The organism is Marinomonas sp. TI.3.20, assembly GCF_038155025.1.
Classification (GTDB): domain Bacteria; phylum Pseudomonadota; class Gammaproteobacteria; order Pseudomonadales; family Marinomonadaceae; genus Marinomonas; species Marinomonas flavescens.
The window spans coordinates 496,649-519,635 of the sequence record NZ_JBAKAS010000001.1; the positions used below are offsets into that span (position 1 = coordinate 496,649).

Annotated in this window: 26 protein-coding genes; 11 read left to right on the top strand and 15 right to left on the bottom strand. The window is 43.3% G+C overall.

What is annotated here, in order from left to right:
• Positions 1-34 precede the first annotated feature (34 nt).
• The 9 genes from tatC to V6259_RS02375 form a co-directional block, all read right to left on the bottom strand.
• Complete coding sequence (tatC, locus tag V6259_RS02335) at positions 35-793, bottom strand: twin-arginine translocase subunit TatC (protein WP_341583159.1); 759 nt, start codon at positions 791-793, stop codon at positions 35-37.
• 23 nt (positions 794-816) lie between these two features.
• The gene (tatB, locus tag V6259_RS02340) at positions 817-1,380 is read right to left on the bottom strand and encodes a Sec-independent protein translocase protein TatB (RefSeq protein ID WP_341583160.1); all 564 of its coding nucleotides are present in this window, start codon (positions 1,378-1,380) and stop codon (positions 817-819) included.
• 3 nt (positions 1,381-1,383) lie between these two features.
• Positions 1,384-1,605: a Sec-independent protein translocase subunit TatA gene (gene tatA, locus V6259_RS02345; RefSeq protein ID WP_133013060.1), complete on the bottom strand. Its 222-nt coding sequence runs from the start codon at positions 1,603-1,605 to the stop codon at positions 1,384-1,386.
• A gap of 12 nt (positions 1,606-1,617) precedes the next feature.
• Positions 1,618-1,950: a phosphoribosyl-ATP diphosphatase gene (locus V6259_RS02350; protein ID WP_341583161.1), complete on the bottom strand. Its 333-nt coding sequence runs from the start codon at positions 1,948-1,950 to the stop codon at positions 1,618-1,620.
• A gap of 16 nt (positions 1,951-1,966) precedes the next feature.
• On the bottom strand, positions 1,967-3,610 hold the full coding sequence (gene ubiB, locus V6259_RS02355; protein WP_341583162.1) for a ubiquinone biosynthesis regulatory protein kinase UbiB: 1,644 nt from the start codon (positions 3,608-3,610) through the stop codon (positions 1,967-1,969).
• 1 nt (position 3,611) lies between these two features.
• Positions 3,612-4,367, bottom strand: a complete 756-nt coding sequence (gene ubiE, locus V6259_RS02360; RefSeq protein ID WP_133013089.1) for a bifunctional demethylmenaquinone methyltransferase/2-methoxy-6-polyprenyl-1,4-benzoquinol methylase UbiE — start codon at positions 4,365-4,367, stop codon at positions 3,612-3,614.
• 105 nt (positions 4,368-4,472) lie between these two features.
• Positions 4,473-6,002: a GGDEF domain-containing protein gene (locus V6259_RS02365; RefSeq protein WP_341583163.1), complete on the bottom strand. Its 1,530-nt coding sequence runs from the start codon at positions 6,000-6,002 to the stop codon at positions 4,473-4,475.
• 19 nt (positions 6,003-6,021) lie between these two features.
• Positions 6,022-6,645, bottom strand: a complete 624-nt coding sequence (locus V6259_RS02370) for a thiol:disulfide interchange protein DsbA/DsbL (RefSeq protein WP_341583164.1) — start codon at positions 6,643-6,645, stop codon at positions 6,022-6,024.
• Positions 6,646-6,798: 153 nt separating this feature from the next.
• Positions 6,799-7,437, bottom strand: a complete 639-nt coding sequence (locus V6259_RS02375; protein WP_341583165.1) for a c-type cytochrome — start codon at positions 7,435-7,437, stop codon at positions 6,799-6,801.
• A gap of 152 nt (positions 7,438-7,589) precedes the next feature.
• Here V6259_RS02375 and yihA point away from each other — a divergent pair, with 152 nt between their 5' ends.
• A complete protein-coding gene (gene yihA, locus V6259_RS02380) occupies positions 7,590-8,234 on the top strand; it encodes a ribosome biogenesis GTP-binding protein YihA/YsxC (protein WP_133013090.1) in 645 nt (214 codons plus the stop codon).
• A 110-nt stretch (positions 8,235-8,344) separates the two neighbouring features.
• Here yihA and gshA read toward each other — a convergent pair whose 3' ends face one another.
• A complete protein-coding gene (gene gshA / locus V6259_RS02385; protein WP_341583166.1) occupies positions 8,345-9,934 on the bottom strand; it encodes a glutamate--cysteine ligase in 1,590 nt (529 codons plus the stop codon).
• 196 nt (positions 9,935-10,130) lie between these two features.
• Here gshA and V6259_RS02390 point away from each other — a divergent pair, with 196 nt between their 5' ends.
• The gene (locus V6259_RS02390) at positions 10,131-10,637 is read left to right on the top strand and encodes a hypothetical protein (RefSeq protein ID WP_341583167.1); all 507 of its coding nucleotides are present in this window, start codon (positions 10,131-10,133) and stop codon (positions 10,635-10,637) included.
• Positions 10,638-10,838: 201 nt separating this feature from the next.
• Here V6259_RS02390 and hisF read toward each other — a convergent pair whose 3' ends face one another.
• The 3 genes from hisF to hisB are packed head-to-tail and all read right to left on the bottom strand — an operon-like array spanning position 10,839 to position 12,905.
• On the bottom strand, positions 10,839-11,612 hold the full coding sequence (gene hisF / locus V6259_RS02395) for an imidazole glycerol phosphate synthase subunit HisF (protein WP_133013068.1): 774 nt from the start codon (positions 11,610-11,612) through the stop codon (positions 10,839-10,841).
• A gap of 9 nt (positions 11,613-11,621) precedes the next feature.
• A complete protein-coding gene (gene hisH / locus V6259_RS02400; RefSeq protein ID WP_341583168.1) occupies positions 11,622-12,302 on the bottom strand; it encodes an imidazole glycerol phosphate synthase subunit HisH in 681 nt (226 codons plus the stop codon).
• Between the two features lie 9 nt (positions 12,303-12,311).
• Positions 12,312-12,905: an imidazoleglycerol-phosphate dehydratase HisB gene (hisB, locus tag V6259_RS02405; protein WP_341583169.1), complete on the bottom strand. Its 594-nt coding sequence runs from the start codon at positions 12,903-12,905 to the stop codon at positions 12,312-12,314.
• 240 nt (positions 12,906-13,145) lie between these two features.
• Between hisB and V6259_RS02410 the strand changes: the two genes are divergently transcribed.
• The 4 genes from V6259_RS02410 to V6259_RS02425 all read left to right on the top strand — a co-directional run bounded on the left by V6259_RS02410 (position 13,146) and on the right by V6259_RS02425 (position 18,143).
• Entirely contained in the window at positions 13,146-15,353 is a 2,208-nt protein-coding gene (locus V6259_RS02410) for an AsmA family protein (RefSeq protein ID WP_341583170.1), read from the top strand.
• Positions 15,354-15,397: 44 nt separating this feature from the next.
• Complete coding sequence (gene mutY / locus V6259_RS02415) at positions 15,398-16,453, top strand: A/G-specific adenine glycosylase (protein WP_341583171.1); 1,056 nt, start codon at positions 15,398-15,400, stop codon at positions 16,451-16,453.
• A 120-nt stretch (positions 16,454-16,573) separates the two neighbouring features.
• A complete protein-coding gene (gene chrA / locus V6259_RS02420; RefSeq protein ID WP_341583172.1) occupies positions 16,574-17,749 on the top strand; it encodes a chromate efflux transporter in 1,176 nt (391 codons plus the stop codon).
• 109 nt (positions 17,750-17,858) lie between these two features.
• The gene (locus V6259_RS02425) at positions 17,859-18,143 is read left to right on the top strand and encodes an oxidative damage protection protein (RefSeq protein WP_341583173.1); all 285 of its coding nucleotides are present in this window, start codon (positions 17,859-17,861) and stop codon (positions 18,141-18,143) included.
• A 151-nt stretch (positions 18,144-18,294) separates the two neighbouring features.
• Here V6259_RS02425 and V6259_RS02430 read toward each other — a convergent pair whose 3' ends face one another.
• Complete coding sequence (locus V6259_RS02430) at positions 18,295-18,717, bottom strand: flagellar basal body-associated FliL family protein (protein ID WP_341583174.1); 423 nt, start codon at positions 18,715-18,717, stop codon at positions 18,295-18,297.
• Between the two features lie 138 nt (positions 18,718-18,855).
• On the opposite strand from V6259_RS02430, the gene V6259_RS02435 reads away from it, so the two are divergent.
• The 5 genes from V6259_RS02435 (at position 18,856) to trmB (ending at position 22,275) form a co-directional block, all read left to right on the top strand.
• Positions 18,856-19,356, top strand: coding sequence for a disulfide bond formation protein B (locus V6259_RS02435; protein ID WP_341583175.1), 501 nt, complete (start codon positions 18,856-18,858; stop codon positions 19,354-19,356).
• A gap of 154 nt (positions 19,357-19,510) precedes the next feature.
• Entirely contained in the window at positions 19,511-19,981 is a 471-nt protein-coding gene (gene rsd, locus V6259_RS02440) for a sigma D regulator (protein ID WP_341583176.1), read from the top strand.
• Complete coding sequence (locus V6259_RS02445) at positions 19,953-20,939, top strand: WD40 repeat domain-containing protein (RefSeq protein WP_341583177.1); 987 nt, start codon at positions 19,953-19,955, stop codon at positions 20,937-20,939. Before rsd ends, V6259_RS02445 begins: the two co-directional genes overlap by 29 nt.
• A gap of 90 nt (positions 20,940-21,029) precedes the next feature.
• Positions 21,030-21,440: a DUF423 domain-containing protein gene (locus V6259_RS02450; RefSeq protein ID WP_341583178.1), complete on the top strand. Its 411-nt coding sequence runs from the start codon at positions 21,030-21,032 to the stop codon at positions 21,438-21,440.
• A 112-nt stretch (positions 21,441-21,552) separates the two neighbouring features.
• Entirely contained in the window at positions 21,553-22,275 is a 723-nt protein-coding gene (trmB, locus tag V6259_RS02455; RefSeq protein WP_341583179.1) for a tRNA (guanosine(46)-N7)-methyltransferase TrmB, read from the top strand.
• Between the two features lie 45 nt (positions 22,276-22,320).
• Here the strand turns inward: trmB and V6259_RS02460 are convergent, their stop codons facing one another.
• Entirely contained in the window at positions 22,321-22,719 is a 399-nt protein-coding gene (locus tag V6259_RS02460) for an H-NS histone family protein (RefSeq protein WP_133013080.1), read from the bottom strand.
• Between the last annotated feature and the right edge of the window lie 268 nt (positions 22,720-22,987).

Genomic DNA, 22,987 nt, shown 5'->3' on the forward strand with positions numbered 1-22,987 from the left:
TTTATTAACAAAATTTTGACAGAGCAATGGATTGTTAAACTTGCTCTGAGTCGTCTTCTGGTTCTTCTATTTCAACTTTCACTGTTCTTCCTGCCAGCAAGCCTAATTCAAAAAGTAGCCACATAGGGATAGCTAACAGCGTCTGAGAGAAAATATCAGGTGGTGTAATAAGCATACCTATGACAAAGCAGCCAAGAAAAACATATGGGCGTTTCTTAGATAAAGTTGCGACAGTTGTCACGCCTGCTTTTATCAAAAGATAAGTGGCAATAGGAATTTCAAACGTGACGCCAAAAGCGAAAAACAGCTTAAGGACAAAGTTAAGGTAGTTGTTGATGTCTGTCATCACAGTCACATCACTAGGGCCTACTGTTGTAAAAAAACCAAAGATAAGCGGCAACACAACAAAATACGCAAAAAGTACACCGCCGTAGAAAAGGATAATGCTGGATACGAGTAGTGGGATGGCGATTCTTTTTTCGTTTTTGTACAAAGCTGGTGCGATAAAAGACCAGGCTTGATAGAGGGTATAGGGGATAGAAATTAACACTGAAATCGCAAATGTCAGCTTTAGCGGAGCTAAAAATGGCGATGCAACCTCAGTGGCGATTAGTGAACTGCCTTTTGGTAATAATAGGCGTAATGGCTCAGAGACGATCATATAAAGATCATTGGCAAAATAATATAAGCCAATAAAAATGACTAAAACAGCAATCACTGATTTTAATAATCGATTTCTTAGCTCAATTAAATGGGCAACAAGCGGCGCTTGGGAAGAAGAATCAGTACTCATAGTATTAATAATCTGCCAGTGAATTAAGGGCGAGAGGTGTCAGTTGTGCTGGTTTTATCGTCTGTACTTGCTTTGTCTGTGCTTATTTTATCTGTACTTACTTTATCTGCATTAGTTTCTGAGTCACGAGTCTTAGATGGATTGAGCTCATTGCTAGTAATCGTATTGTCTAACGTAATGTTCTCTTCTTCTAGCTGGTTTGTTGGTTCAGTTGATAACGGCGCCAAGTTTTCTGTTTCTAATGCGCCTTGCAGGATTATATTTTCTTCTGCTTGCGCAACAGTGTTGGATTTTTCAGCATCAATGTCTGCTTTTTCAGCGAGCATTGATTCAGGTAAAGGCGTGATCATGTTTTGAATGTCGTTGCCTTCTTTTAAAATGCGCTTGTTTGTCTGCTCGATTTTTTGCTGTAGTTCTTCTTGATCCAATTGGGCGTTTATTTCCCGCTGCACCGTACTAATAGTACGGCGAATCTTACGAATCCATAGGCCTGCTGTTTTAGCGGCAATAGGAAGCCGTTCAGGGCCAAGAATAATCAAGGCCACTACGAATACAACTAATAGTTCTGAGAAGCCAATATCGAACACAGATTAAGCGCTCTTGTCGTCTTTTTTAGTTTCTGATTCGATGACTTTGCTTTGCGCTGTCTTCGATTCCTCTTCTGCGTCATCTTCTTTGTTAACGGCTTCTTTAAAGCCTTTAACTGCACCACCTAAATCGCCACCTAGGTTTTTCAGTTTTTTAGTGCCAAAAATAAGAACTAAAATTGCTAAAACAATGAGCAATTGCCAAATACTGATACCACCTAACATATGTATGTACTCCTATTTAGTGCGGTTAGCTTTTTCTTCCAAGCCTGATAAGTTGAATCGTCGCGCTAGCTCATTTAAAACATCATCAGGGCCTAAATCAAGATGGGAAAGCATCACTAATGTGTGAAACCATAAATCAGCTGTTTCACCAATTACTTCTGAATTATCTTTCGAAACCAATGCATCTTTCGCTGCAATAATAGTCTCTATGCTTTCTTCACCTACTTTTTCGAGTATTTTATTCAACCCTTTCGCGTGTAAGCTGGCAACATAAGATGAATCAGCTGCCGCTGTTTTGCGTTGTTCTAGGGTGATAGAAAGTTCGGCTAATACGTCGGTTTTCATTATAATCTCACGAATGTTACGGTTTTAGTATCAATAAGTATAAGCCTACAAAAAAGAGCGAAACGCTCAAAATGTCGGCACTTTGAAGGTATTGAAGTGACTCTGGGTCTATGGTTAACCATGCCGCGCCTAGACTGACAATGCCCAGTAGTCTAAATGGTATGCCGCGTCTGCTTTGTTTTACTTCTTTACCTAGTTCAAGTATCGCAGCTGTTTGTGCTTGCATGCGCTCTTCTTGGTGAGAAATTTGAGTCAGAGCAGAAAAGATCAAATTTGGAATTTTAGGCAATTGGCCCGCCCATTCTGGCGCTTGTTTGCGCATTTCTTCTATCATGCGCTTTGGCCCCATCTGTTCGTGCATCCAGCGTTCCAAGAAAGGTTTCGCAGTCACCCACAAGTCCAAATCGGGATAAAGCTGGCGGCCAAGCCCTTCGATGTTCAGCAGTGTTTTTTCAAGTAAAACAAGTTGAGGTTGGACTTCCATATTAAAGCGTCGAGCGGTTTGGAACAGACCAATTAGCACTTGCCCAAAAGAAATGTCTTTAAGTGGTTTGGCAAACATAGGTTCGCATACACTTCGAATAGCGGATTCAAAAGCATGAACTGGCGTTTCTTTTGGTACCCAGCCACTTTCCACATGTAATTCAGCAACGAGACGATAATCGCGTTTGAAAAACGCCAAAAGATTGCGTGCTAAATAATTCTTATCGGCATCGTCTAAGCTGCCCATAATTGCGCAATCGATGGCAATATATTTGGGTTTAAGCGGATTAGATACGTCGACAAAAATATTGCCAGGATGCATGTCTGCATGGAAAAAGCTATGAGAGAACACCTGAGTGAAGAATATTTCGACGCCACGCTCAGCTAAACATTTCATGTCTACCTTAGCGGCGTTTAATGCTTTGATGTCTGCAACTGGAATACCGGATATACGCTCCATAACCATGACATTTTTATGGCAAAAGTCCCAGTAAACTTGCGGCACATAAAGTAATTCGGAGTCCGTGAAATTTCGTTGCAATAGGCCTGTATTAGCGGCTTCTTTAGCAAGGTCTAATTCATCCAAAATAGTGTATTCGTAATCAGTCACTACTTCGACAGGTCGTAAGCGACGGCCATCAGAGCTGGTTTTCGCGACAAAATGGGCCAGAGTATAAAGTAGGCCTATGTCTTGACGAATAGTGGTTTCGATATTTGGTCGAATCACTTTTACCACAACATCTTCACCAGAGTGGAGTTTAGCGGTATGAACTTGAGCTATGGATGCAGAAGCAAGCGGCGTGGCTGAGAATTCAGCGAAGAGTTCGCTTACTGGTGCTTTTAGGTCTCGTTCAATAATTGCTTGAGCGGTTTTACCAGAGAATGCAGGCACTTTATCCTGCAGCTTAGCTAGCTCGTCAGCAATATCATCATCAAGAAGGTCTCTGCGTGTAGACAATATTTGCCCAAATTTCACGAAGATAGGGCCAAGCGATTCTAGCGCTAAACGCAATCGTTCTCCGCGATTTTTGAGCGCTCTTTGTCTACCAAATCGACAGACTACCCCCATGGTGTAACGCAAATACCAAGGTAGCTTATCAAAAGGAACGAGCGCATCAAGGCGGAAACGAATCACCGTAAAAATGATACGAATTAAACGCAAGGCACTTCTTAGCATATTAGAATTTAAACCCTTTATGTAATGCGACAATACCGCCAGTCATATTTTGATAGCTAGTACGCTCAAAGCCAACGTCATCCATCATTCCCTTTAGTGTTTCTTGGTCAGGATGCATACGAATAGATTCTGCTAAGTAGCGGTAACTTTCCGAATCATTAGCAATCACTTTACCGATGAAAGGCAATAAACGAAAAGAATATTGATCGTATATTTGCGACAATGCCTCGGATTCAGGTTTTGAGAATTCAAGCACTAATAAGCGGCCGCCGGGTTTAAGAACGCGATACATAGACGCCAGTGCTTTAGATTTGTCCGTAACATTGCGTAGGCCAAAGGCAATCGTGATGCAGTCAAAAGTGTTGTCTGGAAATGGCAGCTCTTCGGCGTTGGCTTGAACAAACTGCACATTACCCACCACACCATGGTTAGCCAATTTATCACGGCCTACTTTCAGCATAGAATCATTGATATCCGCTAGGATGACTTGCCCTTTACTGCCAACTAAGCGAGAAAACTTGAGCGTTAGATCACCAGTACCACCGGCAATATCAAGTACCTTGTTACCCGCGCGGACGCCAGATTGGCTAATAGTGTGGCGTTTCCACAAGCGATGTATGCCACCTGACATAAGGTCGTTCATAATGTCGTATTTGGTGGCAACAGAATGAAAGACATTAGCAACAGCTTGTACTTTCTCATCAGTAGGGATTTCTTTAAAGCCAAAGTCGGTGGTTTTTTTCTGATCGTCTTGCATAAACTCATTCATCCTAAGGGCGCCAAGACGCGCCAAATTCTTTAACTGTGGTGCGTACATAATAGTAAAGCATTGTAACTGCCATAACTTAGCTAGGGTACTGCTTTATTGGATAGTTTTATCAGCCATCACGGTGTTTCTGCCTGCTTCTTTTGCTGAGTAGAGTTGTTTATCTGCTCGAGAAAAGAGTGCTTCATGGTCTTCGTTTTCAGCTAACTCGGCCAAGCCGATAGAGATAGTAATAGATACGGGCTCTCCATTCACATTAAAAGGTGTTTTTTCTACTTCTTTACGGATCTCTTCAGCTCGATGAGTCGCTTGTGCTAATGTCGTATTAGGGAAAATAATAGCGAATTCTTCACCACCATAGCGAAATGCTAAATCTGTGTCTGCTAAGGCATGACGAATTTGCCTGGGGACTAAGCGCAATACTTTATCCCCTGCTAAATGCCCCCAAGTGTCGTTGACCTGTTTAAAAAAGTCGATATCACACACGGCCAAACAAAGGGCTTGTTTTTGTTCATGGCTTGCTTGGCACAAGGGTAATATATTATCTGAATACGCGGCTCTATTAGGTAGATTGGTTAGCGAGTCTGTCATCGCTTGAGCCATTTTTTCTTGTAAGCTAGAGCGTAAAGCAAGGGTGTCTTTTTCCATTCGGTTTACCTTACTTTTTAATAGGGTAATCGATTGGGTCGCCATTTTTTCTTGGCTGTGCATTTGGTCGCGATATTGCGTCATGGTGGTAGAAATATTGACCATACGCTCACTGATGAGTTGTTTAAGGCTGCTTAAATTGTCAGCTTTCTGGACAGCTTCTGAGGTATCTTTTACTTGTTTTTGCAGCGTTGCGTCGAAGCCTTCTCGGCTTTCAGATAAGCTCTTCTGGCTTCTATAGTTCTTAATAATAGAGTTATTTATTCCTGCAAGCTGTTGATTTAATTCATTAAGGTAAGAGCTTAATCCTTCCTGAGTATTACCAATAGCAACCATCACTAAAGTGATTACGTCATCAAACAGTCTGGGGAGATTCTGAAAATCTTGGTCTTGACTTAGAGTATTTTGAATTTCGTTGATTTTACTGTCATATTCGTTCGATAAGGCTAAGTTATTGAGCAAACCAGCAAGGGTATGGCTTATCTGTTTTAGAATATCTTGGTTGTTTGTCTTTTTTTTAGCTGAGGAGTGCTTTAAAAGACGTTTAAAAAGAGAGTCTTTGTTTTTTTCTGTAGAGGCGTCTTGAGACAGGGTATTTTCAACAAGGGCCAAATACTCTTTTAACAACTGAGGCCAGGACGGCAAATATTCCCAATTAGAGCGAATAGAGGCAATAAACGCTTTTTTCTCGCTTTGTGGAATGGTCTTATTTTGTTGCTCAAGGACATCGATTAAGTCGTGTAGCGTATCTCGAAACGCCTTAGCTTTTGCTAACTTAGCGTCGTCTGCTTGTAGAAGAAGAGGCTCCACATTATTCAAAATTGTTTGAATCGCCGCCGCATCGGCGCCTTTGGTTATCAAACGAATTTGACGGATAGCGGAGTCCAGCTCAGGATTGTTTCCTTCGGCTAGTAAACTCGTCCTTGATACGGCTTTACGTAAAGCCTTAACTAGCTTGTCTTGAGAAGTATCCGTCATGGAGCCTCACCTTAAATGGTTATTTGTTTTGTTCTTCTTTCTTAATCAGATAATTAACGACTTTGTAGATGTTTTCACTGCCATCTGCGGTTTCAGCATCCACTAAGTATTTGCCATTAACCACGAGTGTTGGCGTGCCACGAACGCCATAAGATCGAATTTTCGCATCCGCTTGGCTAAGGCGACTGTCAACAGCAAATGAATTGTACTGTTTCTTGAACTCAGCTTTACTAACGCCATAGTTTGCAAAGAATGACGCTAATGAGTCTTCTGTATTTAGGCGTTCACGTTTCACGTTAATGGCATTGTAAAGGTCTTCGTGTACTTTACCTTCAATTCCCAATAATTCAGCAACATAAAACGCTTTCGCATGAGCGAGCCAATTACGGCCAAATACGGCTGGTAAATATTTGAAGTCTACGTCATTGGAAATAGTCTTTTTCCACGCTTGTGTATAAGGCTCAAGGTGGTAGCAGTGCGGACAACCAAACCAAAATACTTCGACCACTTCAACCTTGCTAGGATCTTCTGTTCGAACGGGTGTTGGGATGGTTGTATAGCCGTGTCCATCACTGTAATCCTGCGCGTAGGACGTTAATGGAATGAGTAAAGTAAGAATTAGGGCTGAAAACAGCTTTTTCATTGATAGCTCCTGATAATCGATGTTTGTAGTGGTTGGCAACATGTTGCCCAGATTTTCGATTTAATTCGATGGCTTGTCTGCTATAAAGTTCTAATATTCCAGTAAGTTTACATAAAACTTACTGCTTTAGTCTCAGTGCTTGACGTATTTCTTTTATTTCTTATGCGTTCTGTCATGATTTTGTGACGACTCATGGAGTCCTTGAATATAATTAGCCACGACATCCATTTCATTATCTGTCATTTTCTTGGTAATTGTTTGCATCATTTCAGACGGATCATTGTGGCGACCCCCCGTTTTAAACTGAATTAACTGTGATTTTGTGTATTGTTCAAACTGTCCCGCTAAAGCAGGGAATGTTGCGGAATTTAGACCGTTACCGGCAGGGCCATGACAAGATGCACAAGCTGGTACGCCTGAGTCTGGGTTGCCGAAACGAAACAGTGTTTCACCTTGTTCTACTTTATTGGCAGAGGCTTTACCCAACGTGGTTTTTTGAGTGGAAAAATACGCGGCGATAGCGGACAGGTTTTGTGGCGAGTATGTCGTTAATAAACCGGTCATTTGCGGGACGTTGCGTTTACCGGATTGAATATCGAGAAGCTGTTTTAATAAGTAACCTTGTTGTTGGCCAGCAAGTTTAGGAAACAGGCTTATTTTGCTGTTGCCATCTTCGCCATGACACGCCACGCAAGTTGTTGAAAGTGTTTTACCTTGATTTATGGTGTCGTTAGCTAGCGCATAAGACGCGGCGCTTAATGAGATAAAAAGACAAAGACACAAACGTACCATAATTGACCCTAGTGCAAGTAACTGCGAGAAAGATTGAATTAAACACATATTTACAGGTGAAAACATGGCAAAAAAAGCGAATTACAGGCATTATATACAACCGATGAATAAACGTGAACGCTAATTCCGATTCCACTGACGAATACCAACTTATGACTCCTTTTGACGCAATCTTCCGCTCCGCCCACTTTATTAAAAGTGCCGAAAAGCTTTCACAATGTCCACTTGATCAAGGTATTGAGGTTGCTTTTGCTGGTCGATCTAATGCTGGTAAATCGACGGCATTAAATACGCTAACTGACCAGAAAAAATTGGCACGTACCTCTAAAACACCGGGGCGCACTCAGTTGATCAACTGCTTTGGCCTAAGTGTGGACGACAGACGATTGATTGATTTGCCAGGCTACGGTTTTGCAAAAGTGCCAATCGCCATGAAAAAAGTTTGGCAAGCACACATGCAAGATTACCTAATGAATCGTCGTTCTTTGGCAGGCGTGGTATTGGTAATGGATATTCGTCATCCACTGAAAGAATTCGATGAAATGATGTTAGATTGGGCAAAATCTAATGGCATGAAAGTACACGTATTACTTACCAAGTCCGATAAGCTAAAACGCGGCCCAGCTAAATCGACCATGTTAATGGTGCAAAAAGCGATTAACAGTCAAGGGGTGGATGGCACAGTACAAACCTTCTCTGCGCTAAATAACGATGGCATTGATGAGTTACGTACACAGCTTGCCGAGTGGTTGGTATTTGATAAATTGGACGAAATCCCAATTTCACCAAACGCTTAATCGCCGATATTTAGTTACGAAAACTTATATTTAGTCATTAAACTCTATATTTAATAATAAAAAAGCCTCAATTTGAGGCTTTTTTTGTGCTTATCTTAGGGGGCAGTCACTTACGAGGCTTGATAAGCCGCTAAGAAAGTATCGAAATCCACCTCATCGCTGTCTTCAATGTGTTTCTGTTCCGCGATCGACTTCTCAGCCAGAGCCGCAAACGTTGTTAGTGTTTTCTCGGACAACGGAGACGCTAGCCAAGCAGCTTGTTGCTTATTAGCGATAGATAACATGGCGGGCTGGAACCCCTGTGCTTGCTGGCACTTAGCGAGTAGCTGTGCCGAAGGTAACAGGGATTCATCAGAAAGCTTATTTTCTTGCTCATTAATAGCGTCTAAATACGCGCTATTACCTGTTTGATTCACTAGGAACTGAGCAACGATTTTCAGTTCACTAAGTAGATGTTCTGCTTTATCGCGCAGACGGATTGGTCCTTGTCCGAAATCAAAGGAAGAGTCCAGTTCTCGACCATGAGACGCCACTTCTTGTTGGGCAATCCGCAGTTGATGACATTCGTCGCTGTCTAATAAAGTGTCATCGCTGAGCATGCAATACAGTAAGAATACGTCGATGAAATAAAGCGTCGAAGCTTTCATACCAATGGATGACTCTGGGTCTAAATCCATAATCCGCACTTCGATGTATTCCACACCACGATCTTGAAGTGCTGCGCTTGGGTGTTCGCCTGATTGTGTCACGCGCTTTGGACGAATGTCGCTGTAATACTCATTTTCAATTTGCAGTAAATTGCTGTTCAGTTGGCGATATTTACCATCTACTTTAACGCCTATTTCTTGATAACGCGGATAGGGTGTTTTCAGTGCGTTTTTAACCGTCTGAATATAAGTATCGACTTCGTTATAACAAACAAACAAATCGGCTTGAGCTTTATTTTGATAGCCCAAATCACTCATGCGTAACGATGTCGCTTTATCACCAACCCAGGTGTTTTTTTCCAAACTAGACAAACTATTCGGTTTTATCTTGAGAAAACTCTCATCAATAGCCGGAGAAGCGCCGAACAATAATGACAACACCCATGAATTGCGACGGAAGTTACGAATGAGGGCAAAATAGTTATCTGACTGAAACGTCTGCTTTTGCATGTCAGTCAGTACTGTTTGTCCTTTATGTGCGGCTAAAAACTGCCAAAACGCCGCGTCAAAAGAGAAATTATAATGCATACCTGCGATGCATTGCATAATGCGACCATAGCGATTGGACAAGCCTTCACGGTATACATACTTTAATTTACCTGTATTGGATTCACCAAAGTAGGCAATGGGCACTTCTTCATTGCTTTCTAGATAGCAGGGCATGCTGGCTGGCCATAAGCATTCGTCTTGCTTGGCTAGCTCATGGTTGACCACATTATGAATCTCATTCAGCTCATTAATCACACCTTCTACACTAGGGTGAACCTTAGTGATGAATTCCATCAAAGATTCAGAATAATCTGTGGTGATTGAAGGGTGAGTTAATGCCGCACCGAGCACCGCTGGATGTGGTTTATGGGAAATGCGACCTTGCAAGCGGTCGACACGTAGCGCTTCCCGCTCTACTCCGCGATGAAACGTTAGTGCTGCTGAAGAATCTGATTGTTGGCAATGAGTCGCCAGCGCATTTAAAGCATCGTTTAAGGTAGTCAAGAAGTCGTCCTTCTATAAAATAAGGCAAAAATAAATACCGTGATTGTACTCGGCTGAGCTTATCGGCAGCAAGCTGACATTTCCTATCTGACGAAAGATTGCTGAATCACTCCTTAGTCCTTGGTAGTTATTGTATTGTCCAGTCGGTAAAATAGGTGGTTCATTCATTGTTAAAGACTGGCGATTTTGAGAAAACATGATGACCGTTAGATTAAAACAAATAGCTTTTTGGCTGGTGTTCACGCTGCTTATTATAGTGGCACTAACGTGGGGAGTAGATCGGATTCTGCCTCAAAGAGATACTTCTAGTATCGGCCAGTGTGATAAAACAGAGCATGAATGCACTGTGGCTATGCCTGGCGAAGACGTGCCCGCTATTTTAGCTTTTGATAATGGTATTCATGTTAATACCTCTATTCCAGTGTCTATTTCTTTACCGCCAGACTTAGCGAATAAAACCAACTCCGTTCGATTAACGCTAAGCTGTAAAGACACCTACATGGGTGTGAGCTCAATAATGTTAACGCAAAAGCCTGCGCCGACTGAATGGCGCGGTAATATTCGTTTACCAAAGTCAGAGAAGCAGAAAGTAACCTGGCAAGTGAAAGCAACCTTGATTGAAGCGAATGGAAATGAACAAGATATTTGGTTTGAATTTAATGTGATGTCGCCAAACGAACTCACACCGTCGGTGAATAATTAGAAAGCAGGAAACAGGAAACAGGAAACAGGAAACAGGAAACAGGAAACAGGAAACAGACGGGACAAGTTTAATAAAAAAGGCGACCTTCATCAGAAAGTCGCCTTTTTAATGGGCGTATATAGCTAATACTTAGTCACTAACGCAAATCGCTAGCGTTTATCCATTAGCGTTCAACAATAACCAGCGCTTAAAGGTGACACCTTATAGGCGCATTTCGATACCGGCGTCGCTCATGCGATCTTTAGCCTGCTGAATGCTGTATTCGCCAAAGTGAAAAATACTCGCCGCCAACACCGCATCGGCTTTGCCTTCAAGAACGCCATCAACAAGATGATCTAGATTGCCGACACCGCCAGAGGCGATAACAGGCACATGAACCGCTTCGCTAATAGCGCGCGTCACGCCTAGATCAAAGCCATTTTTGGTGCCATCGCGATCCATACTGGTTAACAAGATTTCTCCTGCTCCGTACTCGACCATTTTCTTCGCCCATTCAACAGCGTCTAGCCCGGTTGGTTTACGACCACCGTGGGTGAAGATCTCCCACTTGTCGGTTTCGCCTTCCGCGCTGACTTTTTTCGCATCAATCGCCACCACAATACATTGTGAACCAAAACGCTGTGCCGCTTCACGAACGAATTCAGGATTAAACACCGCCGCCGTGTTAATGCCGACTTTGTCCGCGCCTGCATTTAGCATTCGGCGAATGTCTTCACAGGTGCGAATACCACCACCCACGGTGAGAGGGATAAATACTTGGCTGGCAATGGCTTCCACCATATGAACCGTGGTCGCGCGGTCATCCGAACTGGCGGTAATGTCGAGAAACGTGATTTCGTCAGCGCCTTGCTCGTTGTAGCGTTTGGCCACTTCAACTGGGTCGCCAGCGTCTCGAATGTCGAGAAATTGAACGCCTTTTACGACTCGGCCATTGTCCACATCAAGACAAGGAATAATACGTTTTGCTAATCCCATAACAGGCTCCTAATCGTTGTTGGCCGAAGATGGCTTGCCATCCCAGTGAATGAAATTCTTGTATAGTTGGAGACCGTCTTTATGGCTTTTTTCTGGGTGGAATTGCACCGCAAAAACATTGTTACGAGACAAGGCCACGCAAAACTCCAAACCATAATCACAGGTCCCTGCCACTTCACTTTTATTTTCTGGCACAACGTAAAAGCTGTGTACGAAATAAAAACGTGCGTTGTCTGGAATACCTTTCCACAAAGGATGATCAATGGTGTGTTTTACTTGGTTCCAACCCATGTGTGGCACTTTTAACTTACTGCCGTTATGGTCTTTGTGTTGCTCACCAAAGAAAAGCGCATTGCCTTTGAAATGGTCTAAACAATCGACGCCGCCGTTTTCTTCACTGTGCGACATTAAAGATTGAATACCGACACAAATCGCCAAAAATGGCTTTTCGGCCATCGCTTTGCGAATACAGGGGACTAAACCGGCATCATACATTTCACCGATACAATCGCGGATCGCGCCGACACCGGGTAATAACACACGGTCTGCGGCATCAATCACCGCAGGGTCACTGGTGACGACCACTTGGGTGTTTTCATCAGCAACAAATTCTAATGCTTTGGCGACCGAATGCAGGTTGCCCATACCGTAATCAATAACGGCCACTACCGATTTTTTAACGTCATTCATGCAAGAATCCTACAAACAGCCTTTTGTCGATGGCATTTGACCTGCCATGCGCTCGTCCACTTCTAGCGCCATGCGTAAGGCACGACCAAATGCTTTAAAAATGGTTTCCGCTTGGTGGTGAGTGTTCTTACCACGAAGGTTGTCTAGGTGCAGAGTGACTTTGGCGTGGTTGATAAAACCGTGGAAAAACTCGGAGAACAAGTCCACATCAAAACCGCCCACAGAGCCGCGCGTAAAAGGTACGTGCATTTCTAAGCCTGGACGACCAGAAAAATCGATCACCACACGAGAAAGCGCTTCGTCTAATGGAACGTAGGCGTGGCCGTAACGTTTGATGCCTTTTTTGTCGCCCACGGCAATATCAAATGCTTGGCCCAAGGTGATGCCCAAATCTTCTACCGTATGGTGAGCGTCAATGTGAAGGTCACCAACCGCGTGAATATCTAAGTCGATCAAGCCATGGCGAGCGACTTGTTCGAGCATATGGTCAAGAAAAGGCACACCCGTGAAGCACTTAAATTGGCCAGTGCCATCTAAATTAATGGATACCTTGATCTGAGTTTCAAGCGTATTACGCTCGACGCTAGCAATGCGGTCGGACATTGATTGTGTTCTCCACGTTGAATCGTGACGCGTAGTCATCACGGGTTAGGCAGTCGGTTTTGAGTGCCGTTTAAAATTGCCATTGAAAAGCATAGTAGTCGCCATTATAGAACGAGGGGTCTCAGGCTTCTATCCTTTACACGCCGTTTTTGATGAGTTGTTGCTATTGGATCGATAAACCTAGGGTTCGAGTGCTATTATGTTACTAAATAAGCGAACTGGATTTAAGGATTTACGTCTATGACATGGCTAAAAAGAATCGGAATAGTAATCGGTGTGCTGTTTGTGTTGCTGGCTGCAATATTGGCTTATGCTCTGTATTTTGTAAATTCTGCTTCATTTAAAACAGAATTGCAGAAAGTCGCGTTAGAAAAAGCAGACATACATCTTCGTATCGATGGCGATATCCAGTGGTCCTTCTTTCCTTGGCTCGGCATAGAATTAGATGATATAGGTGTTGCGATGGGTGACGACCCAGAGATACTTCAATTTGATCGTGCTGAATTCGGCCTCGCGATTTTGCCCTTATTAAAGCAGTCCATCCAAGTGGATCAAGTTCGCTTGGTTAACCTTAAAGCCAATTTGAGTGTAGATAAATCAGGACGAGGAAACTGGCAGCGATCTTTTGCCGAGCCAGCGTCAAAAAACACCAATAAGACCACGCCTAGTATCGCGAATAGCCAAACGTCAAACGCTTATCAAGCAACGTCATCAGGGGCTAAAAAATCAGTCATCCCAGATATTAAGTTAGATAAATTACAGATTGATAACGCACAGGTCGTTTATCGAGATGCAAAAACCAATCAGAAAATAGACGCTACGTTCAATGTTAACCTAAGTGATGTTCAATGGAATAAAGCATGGCCAATGGTGATGGATGCAGTCATCAAACAAAGTGATCTGAATGGAAAAAATGCATTAACCATCTCTAGCAAGCTAACCGCTAAGTTAACCGTGTTTCCTGAGCGTGAAGTGTTTTCGTTAGCAAATATGTCGTTGTCGACAGAATTACAAGGCGACGCTCTGCCTGCTAGCCCATTGAAAGCCAATGTAGATATAAAACAAGTGGATATGGACATACCACAAGAAAACTTGTTTATGGATGGCATGTCACTCAGTACATTGGGTGTCAATCTCAATGCAAAAGTTAAAATGTATCAAGTACTTAGCGATCCACAATACACCGCGTCTGTTTCCGTTGGGGAATTTAATCCACGCGATGTATTAAAGCAGCTGCATATTACTATTCCAGACATGGCAGATAGCTCAGTATTGAGCAAAGCCAGTGGAGACGTGAAAATAGAGGGCAGTACAGACAAGGTTGTTATACAGCCGATGTCGCTCATGTTGGATGACACCAACCTGCAAGCCAATGTGGTTGCAGAACTATCACCGCTTCGTTGGGATGCTAACATTACCGGTGAAAACCTTGATATCGATCGTTATTTACCACCTCCAGCAGACCCTAAAGACAGCAAAAGTAGTGCGAAAACAGTCGCTGCAACACCGTCTGATAGCGATGTTACGTCATCAGGATCCAATGATGCTGCTACCGCAGACCTTGTTCCGTTGGATCTAGTGCGTTCTTTAAACGGTCATCTCGGCTTTGAATTTAAAAATCTAACCGTGAAAAAGCTGCAACTGAATAGCGTGAACCTAGATGCCACCATGGGCAATGGCGTTGTGCACATATCGCCTGCTGCGGTAAGTTTATACAAAGGCAAATCCACCGTTGATGCGACGTACGACGCTCGGACAAATACACCAACATTGGATGTCTCCTCTCGTGTACAAGGTATTCAAATTCAGCCATTGCTTAAGGACTTTATGGACCTTGATAAACTCTCAGGCACTACCTCATTAACAGGTGAGTTAAGCGCAAAGGGCAATCAAGTAGATGCTCTGATGTCGAGTTTAAATGGAGACTTTTTAGCCGAAATCACCAATGGCACTCTGAACGGTGTGAACTTAACCAAGACGGTCTGCCAAGGCATTGCAGCCATTCGCAAAGAGTCCTTGTCGGGCAATAATTTCTCTGCCAATACGCCATTTGAAAGTATGAATTTTCCTATTCATATTGTTAACGGAAATGTCTCTACTCCTGGTCTAGTGATGACCTCAGCCGGTGTATCGGTAACCGGAGATGGTGATGTTTCTTTGGTGAATAAATCGTTAGATTATCAAGTCAATGTTGCCATAGCAGGGAGTGAGTTAGACCACGCTTGCCGAGTCGATAAAACATTAACGGATTTGGCTTTTCCTGTTGTTTGTAAAGGAAAATTCAGTGATGATCCAGCGGGCTTGTGTCGCCCAGATGTAAAAGGGTTTGGTCATATATTGGCCGACCTTGCTAAAGCGGAATTGAAAGAGAAAGCAAAGGCTAAGGTTGACGAAGAACAAGACAAATTGAAAGAGAAATTAAAAGATAAGCTGAAAAGCTTGTTCTAGGCCATAAGGCTTTATTGAAGCCCAAACAACAGTGTGAGAAATGAATGCAAGCAGTAGAAAACTTTGCGCCCCGTGTATTAGCGTGGTTCGACGAATTTGGGCGTAAAAGTCTGCCGTGGCAGCAAAACAAAACACCGTACCGTGTTTGGATCTCAGAGATCATGTTACAGCAGACCCAAGTCACCACAGTTATTCCGTATTACCATAAATTTATGACCTCGTTCCCAACTGTAGAGGCGCTAGCCGCTGCGGAACAGGATGAAGTGCTGGCTCATTGGAGTGGCTTGGGTTACTACGCCCGCGCCCGTAATATGCACAAAGCCGCCAAGATGTTGGTGGATGAACTGGACAGTGAGTTTCCGCAAAGCGTCGAAGGCGTTTGTGAATTACCAGGAATAGGGCGCTCAACGGCTGCCGCTATTCTATCGATTTCTCGTGGTGTTCAAGCGGCTATTTTAGATGGCAATGTAAAACGAGTGTTGGCGCGTTTTCATGCAGTACCAACTTGGCCCGGTGAAAAGAAAACCGAAAATGCTATGTGGGAATTGGCCGAGCATTATATGCCGAGCGAACGCTGTGGCGACTACACTCAAGCGATGATGGATTTAGGGGCAACCTTATGCACACGCTCTAAACCGCAATGTTTGATTTGCCCTTTGCAAGCCGATTGCTTAGGGCGACGTAGCGAAGACCCAGTTCAATTTCCTATCCGTAAACCTAAGAAAGCCGCTAAGCCAGAGAAAAGTCTGCAATTGTTGGTGCTAGTGAATGACGATAATCAAGTATTGATGGAAAAACGCCCGCAAGTAGGTATTTGGGGTGGACTCTGGAGTTTGCCTGAATTGGCGAGCGAAGAAAGTGTTGTCTTGCACGTTGAACAACGTTTTCAAACAAGCACCCACACGATAGCTCCGCTAAACGCTTTTCGTCATACGTTTAGTCACTACCATTTGGATATTGAGCCAAGTCGAGTTGAAATTGGCCCTATTGGCGCTGTATTTGAGCCCGGAAAATACCAATGGTTTTCATTGAATGAAGCGTTTTCCCTGGGTTTACCAGCGCCAGTCCGCAGTATTTTAGATAATATGAATAAGGGCTAATGTTTTATTAGACAATGGTTAGCTCTTATTTATGCAGTATATATTTAAGCGATATTTATTTCAGTAACCGTGATTTCAGGCGTATTTCTTTTAGAGCGCCGTTAATTGGAGTCGAAAGTAATGGAAAATACGTCATATTTTAAGCGCCTTAGGGACATTTTTGTTTCTTTTCTGATGTTAGGATTAACCAGTTTTGGCGGTCCGGCGGCGCATTTAGGTAACTTTAATCGGGAGTTTGTGCAGCGTAAAAAGTGGGCAACAGAGTCTCAATTTGCTCAGTGGGTGGCATTAAGTCAAATCGTCCCAGGCCCAGGGTCGAGTCAAGTGGGTTTTGCAATCGGCTATCATCGTGGTGGCTATGGGGGTGGTCTGGCCGCCTTTTTGGCTTTTACCTTGCCTTCTTTTGTGGTCATGGTGTTGTTGGCTAAATTTGGTCAGGCATGGCAAGGCAGTGTGTTATTTGAAGGTGTCGTGCATGCATTGAAACTACTGGCTGTGGTGGTGGTAGCGGATGCGTGTCTTACTATGTGGCGCTCATTTTGTCAGCGTAAAAGCATGATGCTGGTGGCGTTATTAAGTGCTTTGTTTATTACTTTTTCACCGTTTGAGCTGGCCAGTCTTGTGGTCTTGTTGTTGGTCGCTGTAGTGGGTATGTTGAGCCCAGTAGCTACAGCAGAACATACTGAAGCTTTACCCAAGGTACGTTTTGGTTATTGGCTTTTGGTCATCTCGCTGGGGATATTTGGGGCGAGTTTTCTTGTCGATGGTGGTTTATTCGGGTTGTTTGCGAGTTTTTATCAAGCGGGCGCCTTGGTCTTTGGTGGCGGTCACGTGGTGCTGCCTATGCTGTCAGCGTTTGTCTCCGATACCGTATCAGACTCAAATCTATTATTAGGCTATGCCGCTGCGCAAGTGGTGCCTGGACCTATGTTTACCATGGCGAGCTTTCTTGGTGCAGCGGTAGCTCCGAGTGGGACGAATGATTGGCTTTGGGCTGCGGTAGCGACCTTGGCTGTTTTCTCATCTGGCTTGTTGTTGATGCTAAGTGGGCAGAATATGTGGCAAACCTTGTCCACGAATGTGCGCTTTCGCTCTGCGGTAGGCAATGTGAATGCCGCGGTAGTAGGGATCTTGATAGCCGCTTTGTATCACCCAATTGCCTCTTCTAGCGTGCTCAATGGTTGGGATCTAGCTTGTGTGCTGGTGGGTTTCTTATGGCTTAAGTTTAAGCGCCCTTCGATTTTTTCGTTGATTATCGTGTTTATTTTGGTCGGCGTGCTGCGTAGCTATCTGTAAGTTTGTATTAGCGTTTTGGTTGGAGAGGCTGCGTGCAGTGACAGACCTTGATTTTTGATGTTTTAACGCCATTATGAAAAGCATCCTTTTTAAATCGCGAGTTATTCTTATGTCGAACACTGTTTTTTGCAAAAAGTACCAAAAAGACATGGAAGCGTTAGATCGCGCACCCTTACCTGGCGCCAGAGGGCAAGAGATTCTACAAACTGTGTCTAAGCAGGCATGGCAAGAATGGCAAATGTTGCAAACGATGATCATTAATGAAAAACAACTTAATCTAATGCTGCCGGAATCTCGTAAGTACGTGATGGAGCAGATGGAGAAATTTTTCAATAATGAGCCGACAGATAAAGTAACAGGCTACGTTAGTCCAGACGATATCGTCGAGTTATAAAGTTTCTAGCGACTATTTGCTAACAACGACTTTTGTTAGCTAGCTACTTTTAAATAATGACTTTTTAATCGCGTTAAAAAGTCATTAAAAAGCCCGATTAATATGGCTTAGTCGGGCTTTTTTTGGTTATAACTGACCTTTATAGAAACATTTATTGCGTCAAGAAACTACCAAAGAGCACACTTTTGACTGGCTCTTGATTGGTTTCTTTCTTGAGTGCGATGTTTACTGCCACCGCGGCTTCTTCACGGGTCTTTTCTCTTTCTTGAGCGCCAGAGACTTGAGCATCGGTGCGCGAGCTTAAAAACATCACTAAGGCATCTCTGATGAGTGGCATATTGGCTTGAATGATGGCTTCATGAGAGCTATCTGTTTGTATGGTTATACTAGTTTTAATGTACTTAAGACGGCTGCTAGCGGTTGTGTAATTTACAATAAAGTCTGGAGTGAGTTCTACGTAAGCGGGTTGATTCGGGTTTTCTTCGTCTGCAGCCAGTGTGAAATTGCTAAATAAAGAGGCAAGTATCAAGCTCAGTGCAAAAAATTGTTTTAAAGTTGTTATCGGTGACATCATTTGGTCTCGTACTCATTTTAATAGTCAGTATACTAACTGTCATTAAAGTCGTATGTCAGTAGGAATTTAAACTTTCCTATATTGTCATCGTCGTTACTAACTATTTCAACTTTAAAAGACAGAATGTGAAGGCCCTATATGTTTACTATTTTTTCGGCGCGTCGTTTTCATGGTGTGATTGGTTTTGCTGCTTTTATTTTGCTGGGTGTAGCATTTTACATGGAATATCAAATGGGTTTAGAACCTTGTCCATTATGTATGCTGCAGCGTATAGTCTTGTTAATAATCGGTGTGGTTTCGTTGTTTTCAGCGATCATGTCTAGCCAACGTTTAAGAAAGTGGTTGTCTATTGTTGTCGTTATTTTGTCATTATTAGGAGCGGCACTGGCTATTCGCCATTTGTATTTACAGAACTTACCTATTGATGATTTGCCTGCTTGCTTGCCGGGCTTGAGTTATATGATAGATGCATTTCCTTGGCAAGATGTTGCTAAAGCCATGATTATGGGCACGGGAGATTGTGGTGAAGTAGTGTGGACTTTCTTAGGTCTAAGTATTCCGGGTTGGACTCTCATTGCTTTTGTAGGCATGGCTATTATTAATGGTTTTATTGCGTTTCGTAGGGTTAACAAGGGTTAATCATAAAGAATCGAAACGTTACAATTCCCTGATTTGAGCCGCTTGCAGGGGATAATCGTTCGGAATATGCTAGATAAAAAGCCAAGTACATCTTTTACTTACCATTAGCGAGAGACGTTACCGTCGCTCGTTAGCGCAAGAATGGAGTCACGCTATGTTAGAGCGATGTAAAACAGCACAAGAGCGTTGGGGTGGAGTGCATGTGATCATTGATCGGTGGTTAGAACAACGCCGTCAACTAATTGAAGCGGGGATGTACTTGCGCGAACGAGGTGAATGTACACCAACAGACACGCCTAAAATCCAAGCGTTTTGCGAACAACTAGTAGACTACGTTTCTGTAGGACATTTTACTGTTTACGAACAGTTAGCTTTAGAAGCAAAAGATTTTCATGATGCCAGCGCGGTAAAACTATTGAAAACGCTTTTGCCTGAGATCGACCATACCACGCAGCTCGCCATTGAATTTCACGATAAATACGACACGAAAGACCACTGTAATACTCAGCTAGAAGCTTTGCCATTTTCGCTGCAAGCCTTGAGTGTCGTTATGGCAGAACGTTTTGAGTACGAAGATAGATTAATCAAGGAACTCCATGAAGCCCATAGTGAACAAGGCGCTTAAACTGTGTTTTGTTATCTCCACGTCGGCATTACTGCTGTCGTGTTCTGCTAAATCACCTGAAAGAACCGCAGAATATGCGGTTCAAGGTCTGTATTCTGCTGCCTTAAGCCAAGATGGTAGTGCCGCGGTGATTGGTTCGATACAACATGGTGGTAGCTATTGGACGACAGCATTAAACGACCGTCGTTATAATTGGAATCACGCCAAAGGCGAATACACCTCATTAACCAGTGTCGATATTGACCCGACTAATGCTTTTGCCGCAACAGGCTCAGCGCGCACCTTGGTCTTATGGAATACCAGTAATGGTCATTCTGCCGGTTTTTGGAACACGCCGGGCGATATAAAATCGTTAAAACTCACCAATAATGGTGATTTCGCGTTAGTCGGATTGGATGATCAGACAGCGCGCTATTTTGATGTTAAAAATGGCGGCATCAAACAAACTTTTCGCACTGGAGCCATCGTTCGCTCAGTGGCTGTGACTCCCGATGGTGCGCTAGGATTAACTGGCGACGACAAACATCAGGTTATTCTTTGGGATACTCAAACCGGCAAACAGAAATTCTTATGGCGCTTGAGTAACCGCATCTCAACCGTGGCGTTATCGGCTGACGGGAAATACGCTTTTGGCGCGGCACAACTTGGCAACGCTAAAGTCTGGTCAACACGCACCGGTAAAGAAGTCGCCACCGTTAATACGGGCGATCTCGAAAGGCGTCAAAATACCATTAGCCAAGCCGTCTTCTCCACGAATGATGGAAACCTCCTAGTCGGCGGTGTGAATCGACGTGTTTCACTGCGTAATATTAGTTCGGGAGAAACAGTAAAAGAGTGGGATTTGTATCTGAAAGACACGCTCCGTCCTACGGGGGCAAGTGTGTTGGCGTTAGCCTTTGGTAAAGATGGGCGTTATTACGCCATTGGCAGTAATGGCTATCTCAATGTGTTGGAATAGTGAATGTGCTGAAATAACGAAAGTGTTGAAACAACCAAGCAATTAGAGCAACAAACATTAGAACAATGAATCTACCGGAATTAATAGTTTATGGTTTCCTTTCCTGCTAAATGGGCTGCATTGGCCGCTAGTCAAGGTTTTGTGTCCGTAGCGGCAGGAGCATTTGGTGCTCATGCCTTAACCAAAGTATTAGATGAAAAAGCCTTAAGCTGGTGGCACACCGGCAGTCAGTATCTTATGTATCATGCATTAGCAGGGTTGTTAGTCGCGGCTCTAGCGGTCTACTTACCTTCAGCGAAAAGAATTGTTGTGCTTTTTGTTATTGGCAATACGTTTTTTGCCGGTAGCTTATATGTGATGGCGCTAACAGGAGTGCTATGGCTGGGTGCCATTACCCCGATTGGTGGACTGTGTTATCTCGTCGGCTGGTTTTTGCTGACTAAATCCCTATGGCAGTGGCATCGTAATAATGAGCCTAATGCCAAACCGGGTGCAAAATAGTACGTAAAGCAGGACATAAAGGCTAAATTCCGGTAGGATAGCCGCCAAAATTCACCGTCGATCAAAAAACGTTCGATAGACTGTTTCCGCCAAAGTGATACGAATCAAAATCATGCAAGATCCAATGAATGACAATCAAGAGCTAAATAGCCAAGCGCCAATTAAAAAACGTACTATTCGTAGTTTTGTTGTGCGTGGTGGCCGTATGACCGAAGGTCAGCAAAAAAACTATGACGCTAACTGGGCATTTTATGGCCTAGAGCTAGCCGATGGCAGAATTGACTATCAAACGATCTTCGGTCGTGAGTCTGACGTTGTCATCGAAGTGGGTTTTGGTATGGGGGCGTCTTTGGTTGAAATGGCCAAAAACGCCCCTGAAAAAGACTTTATTGGTATCGAAGTTCACCCGCCAGGGGTTGCAAAGCTGATGATGCTGGCACAAGAAGAAGGACTTAAAAATCTTCGAGTTTATTGTGACGACGCCATTGAAGTCATGGCATCCTGCTTACCAGAGCAAGCCGCGAGCGCATTCCAATTATTCTTCCCTGATCCTTGGCACAAGAAAAAGCACAACAAACGTCGCATTGTGCAGCCTTTGTTTGCTCAGCAAGTAGCCAATGTACTTAAAGAAAGCGGCTACTTTCATATGGCGACCGATTGGCAACCTTATGCAGAGCACATGCTAGAAGTCATGGAATTACAGGAAAATTATACGAATGCAGCAGGCAAAGGCTTATATCATCCTCGACCTGAATGGCGTCCGTTAACAAAATTTGAACAACGTGGAGAACGACTTGGTCACGGTGTCTGGGATTTGATTTACAACAAGCAATAAAAAAGCGGCCAAGGCCGCTTTTTTATTAAACATAAGAAGTTGAAACTATTTAATTTCAACGCTCTCACGGCTGTTGCCAGCGTCAAAGTATTCTTGGAATACTTTAGGAGTACGGCCACGGCCAGTCCATTCGTGAGTTTGGCCATTGGCTTCTAAGCGGTATTTAGGCTCAACAGTTTTGCCTTTGTTAGCGCTGTTTTTTGGCGTGCTTAATAAAGCCACTTCTTCCATCGTCAGGCCGCTTTTCGCGATTAGTTGAGCAATTTCTTCGGCGCGTGCTGATTTTTCAGCTTCTTCAGCAAGGCGAGCTTCTTCTTCTTCTTTCACTTTTTCTAATGCGTTAGTAAAACCAGCGATTAGGTTTTCAAGCTGAGCAACCGTTAATTCTTTTGCTGCTGCACGTGCTTTTGCTTTATTGCCTGCTAATTCAAGTAATAAACTCATAAGTATCCTCTAATGTATCTGTTAAGAACGGGTTGTTGTTTGTACTACACCGAATAAAGAGATTCATCCTTACACTCAATAAGTGTCGAAACGGTACTACTTGTTTGAACGACTTTTTGTTAAGAAATTGTTTAACTTTCTTCTTTTCTTTGCGTATTAGGATGAAAGTAATTGTTGTATTGTTATCTAAATCGTAAAAAAGATAACTGTCCATCCATGTGAGAGACATACTATCAAATACATTTTGGACAATATTCATGACAATTCA

Coding starts and splice junctions, on each gene's coding strand:
- tatC (WP_341583159.1), bottom strand. CDS start 793: ATGAGTACTGATTCTTCTTCCCAAGCGCCGCTTGTTGCCCATTTAATT.
- tatA (WP_133013060.1), bottom strand. CDS start 1,605: ATGTTAGGTGGTATCAGTATTTGGCAATTGCTCATTGTTTTAGCAATT.
- V6259_RS02350 (WP_341583161.1), bottom strand. CDS start 1,950: ATGAAAACCGACGTATTAGCCGAACTTTCTATCACCCTAGAACAACGC.
- ubiB (WP_341583162.1), bottom strand. CDS start 3,610: ATGCTAAGAAGTGCCTTGCGTTTAATTCGTATCATTTTTACGGTGATT.
- ubiE (WP_133013089.1), bottom strand. CDS start 4,367: ATGCAAGACGATCAGAAAAAAACCACCGACTTTGGCTTTAAAGAAATC.
- V6259_RS02365 (WP_341583163.1), bottom strand. CDS start 6,002: ATGACGGATACTTCTCAAGACAAGCTAGTTAAGGCTTTACGTAAAGCC.
- V6259_RS02370 (WP_341583164.1), bottom strand. CDS start 6,645: ATGAAAAAGCTGTTTTCAGCCCTAATTCTTACTTTACTCATTCCATTA.
- V6259_RS02375 (WP_341583165.1), bottom strand. CDS start 7,437: ATGGTACGTTTGTGTCTTTGTCTTTTTATCTCATTAAGCGCCGCGTCT.
- yihA (WP_133013090.1), top strand. CDS start 7,590: ATGACTCCTTTTGACGCAATCTTCCGCTCCGCCCACTTTATTAAAAGT.
- V6259_RS02390 (WP_341583167.1), top strand. CDS start 10,131: ATGATGACCGTTAGATTAAAACAAATAGCTTTTTGGCTGGTGTTCACG.
- hisF (WP_133013068.1), bottom strand. CDS start 11,612: ATGGGATTAGCAAAACGTATTATTCCTTGTCTTGATGTGGACAATGGC.
- hisH (WP_341583168.1), bottom strand. CDS start 12,302: ATGAATGACGTTAAAAAATCGGTAGTGGCCGTTATTGATTACGGTATG.
- hisB (WP_341583169.1), bottom strand. CDS start 12,905: ATGTCCGACCGCATTGCTAGCGTCGAGCGTAATACGCTTGAAACTCAG.
- V6259_RS02410 (WP_341583170.1), top strand. CDS start 13,146: ATGACATGGCTAAAAAGAATCGGAATAGTAATCGGTGTGCTGTTTGTG.
- mutY (WP_341583171.1), top strand. CDS start 15,398: ATGCAAGCAGTAGAAAACTTTGCGCCCCGTGTATTAGCGTGGTTCGAC.
- chrA (WP_341583172.1), top strand. CDS start 16,574: ATGGAAAATACGTCATATTTTAAGCGCCTTAGGGACATTTTTGTTTCT.
- V6259_RS02425 (WP_341583173.1), top strand. CDS start 17,859: ATGTCGAACACTGTTTTTTGCAAAAAGTACCAAAAAGACATGGAAGCG.
- V6259_RS02430 (WP_341583174.1), bottom strand. CDS start 18,717: ATGATGTCACCGATAACAACTTTAAAACAATTTTTTGCACTGAGCTTG.
- V6259_RS02435 (WP_341583175.1), top strand. CDS start 18,856: ATGTTTACTATTTTTTCGGCGCGTCGTTTTCATGGTGTGATTGGTTTT.
- rsd (WP_341583176.1), top strand. CDS start 19,511: ATGTTAGAGCGATGTAAAACAGCACAAGAGCGTTGGGGTGGAGTGCAT.
- V6259_RS02445 (WP_341583177.1), top strand. CDS start 19,953: ATGAAGCCCATAGTGAACAAGGCGCTTAAACTGTGTTTTGTTATCTCC.
- V6259_RS02450 (WP_341583178.1), top strand. CDS start 21,030: ATGGTTTCCTTTCCTGCTAAATGGGCTGCATTGGCCGCTAGTCAAGGT.
- trmB (WP_341583179.1), top strand. CDS start 21,553: ATGCAAGATCCAATGAATGACAATCAAGAGCTAAATAGCCAAGCGCCA.
- V6259_RS02460 (WP_133013080.1), bottom strand. CDS start 22,719: ATGAGTTTATTACTTGAATTAGCAGGCAATAAAGCAAAAGCACGTGCA.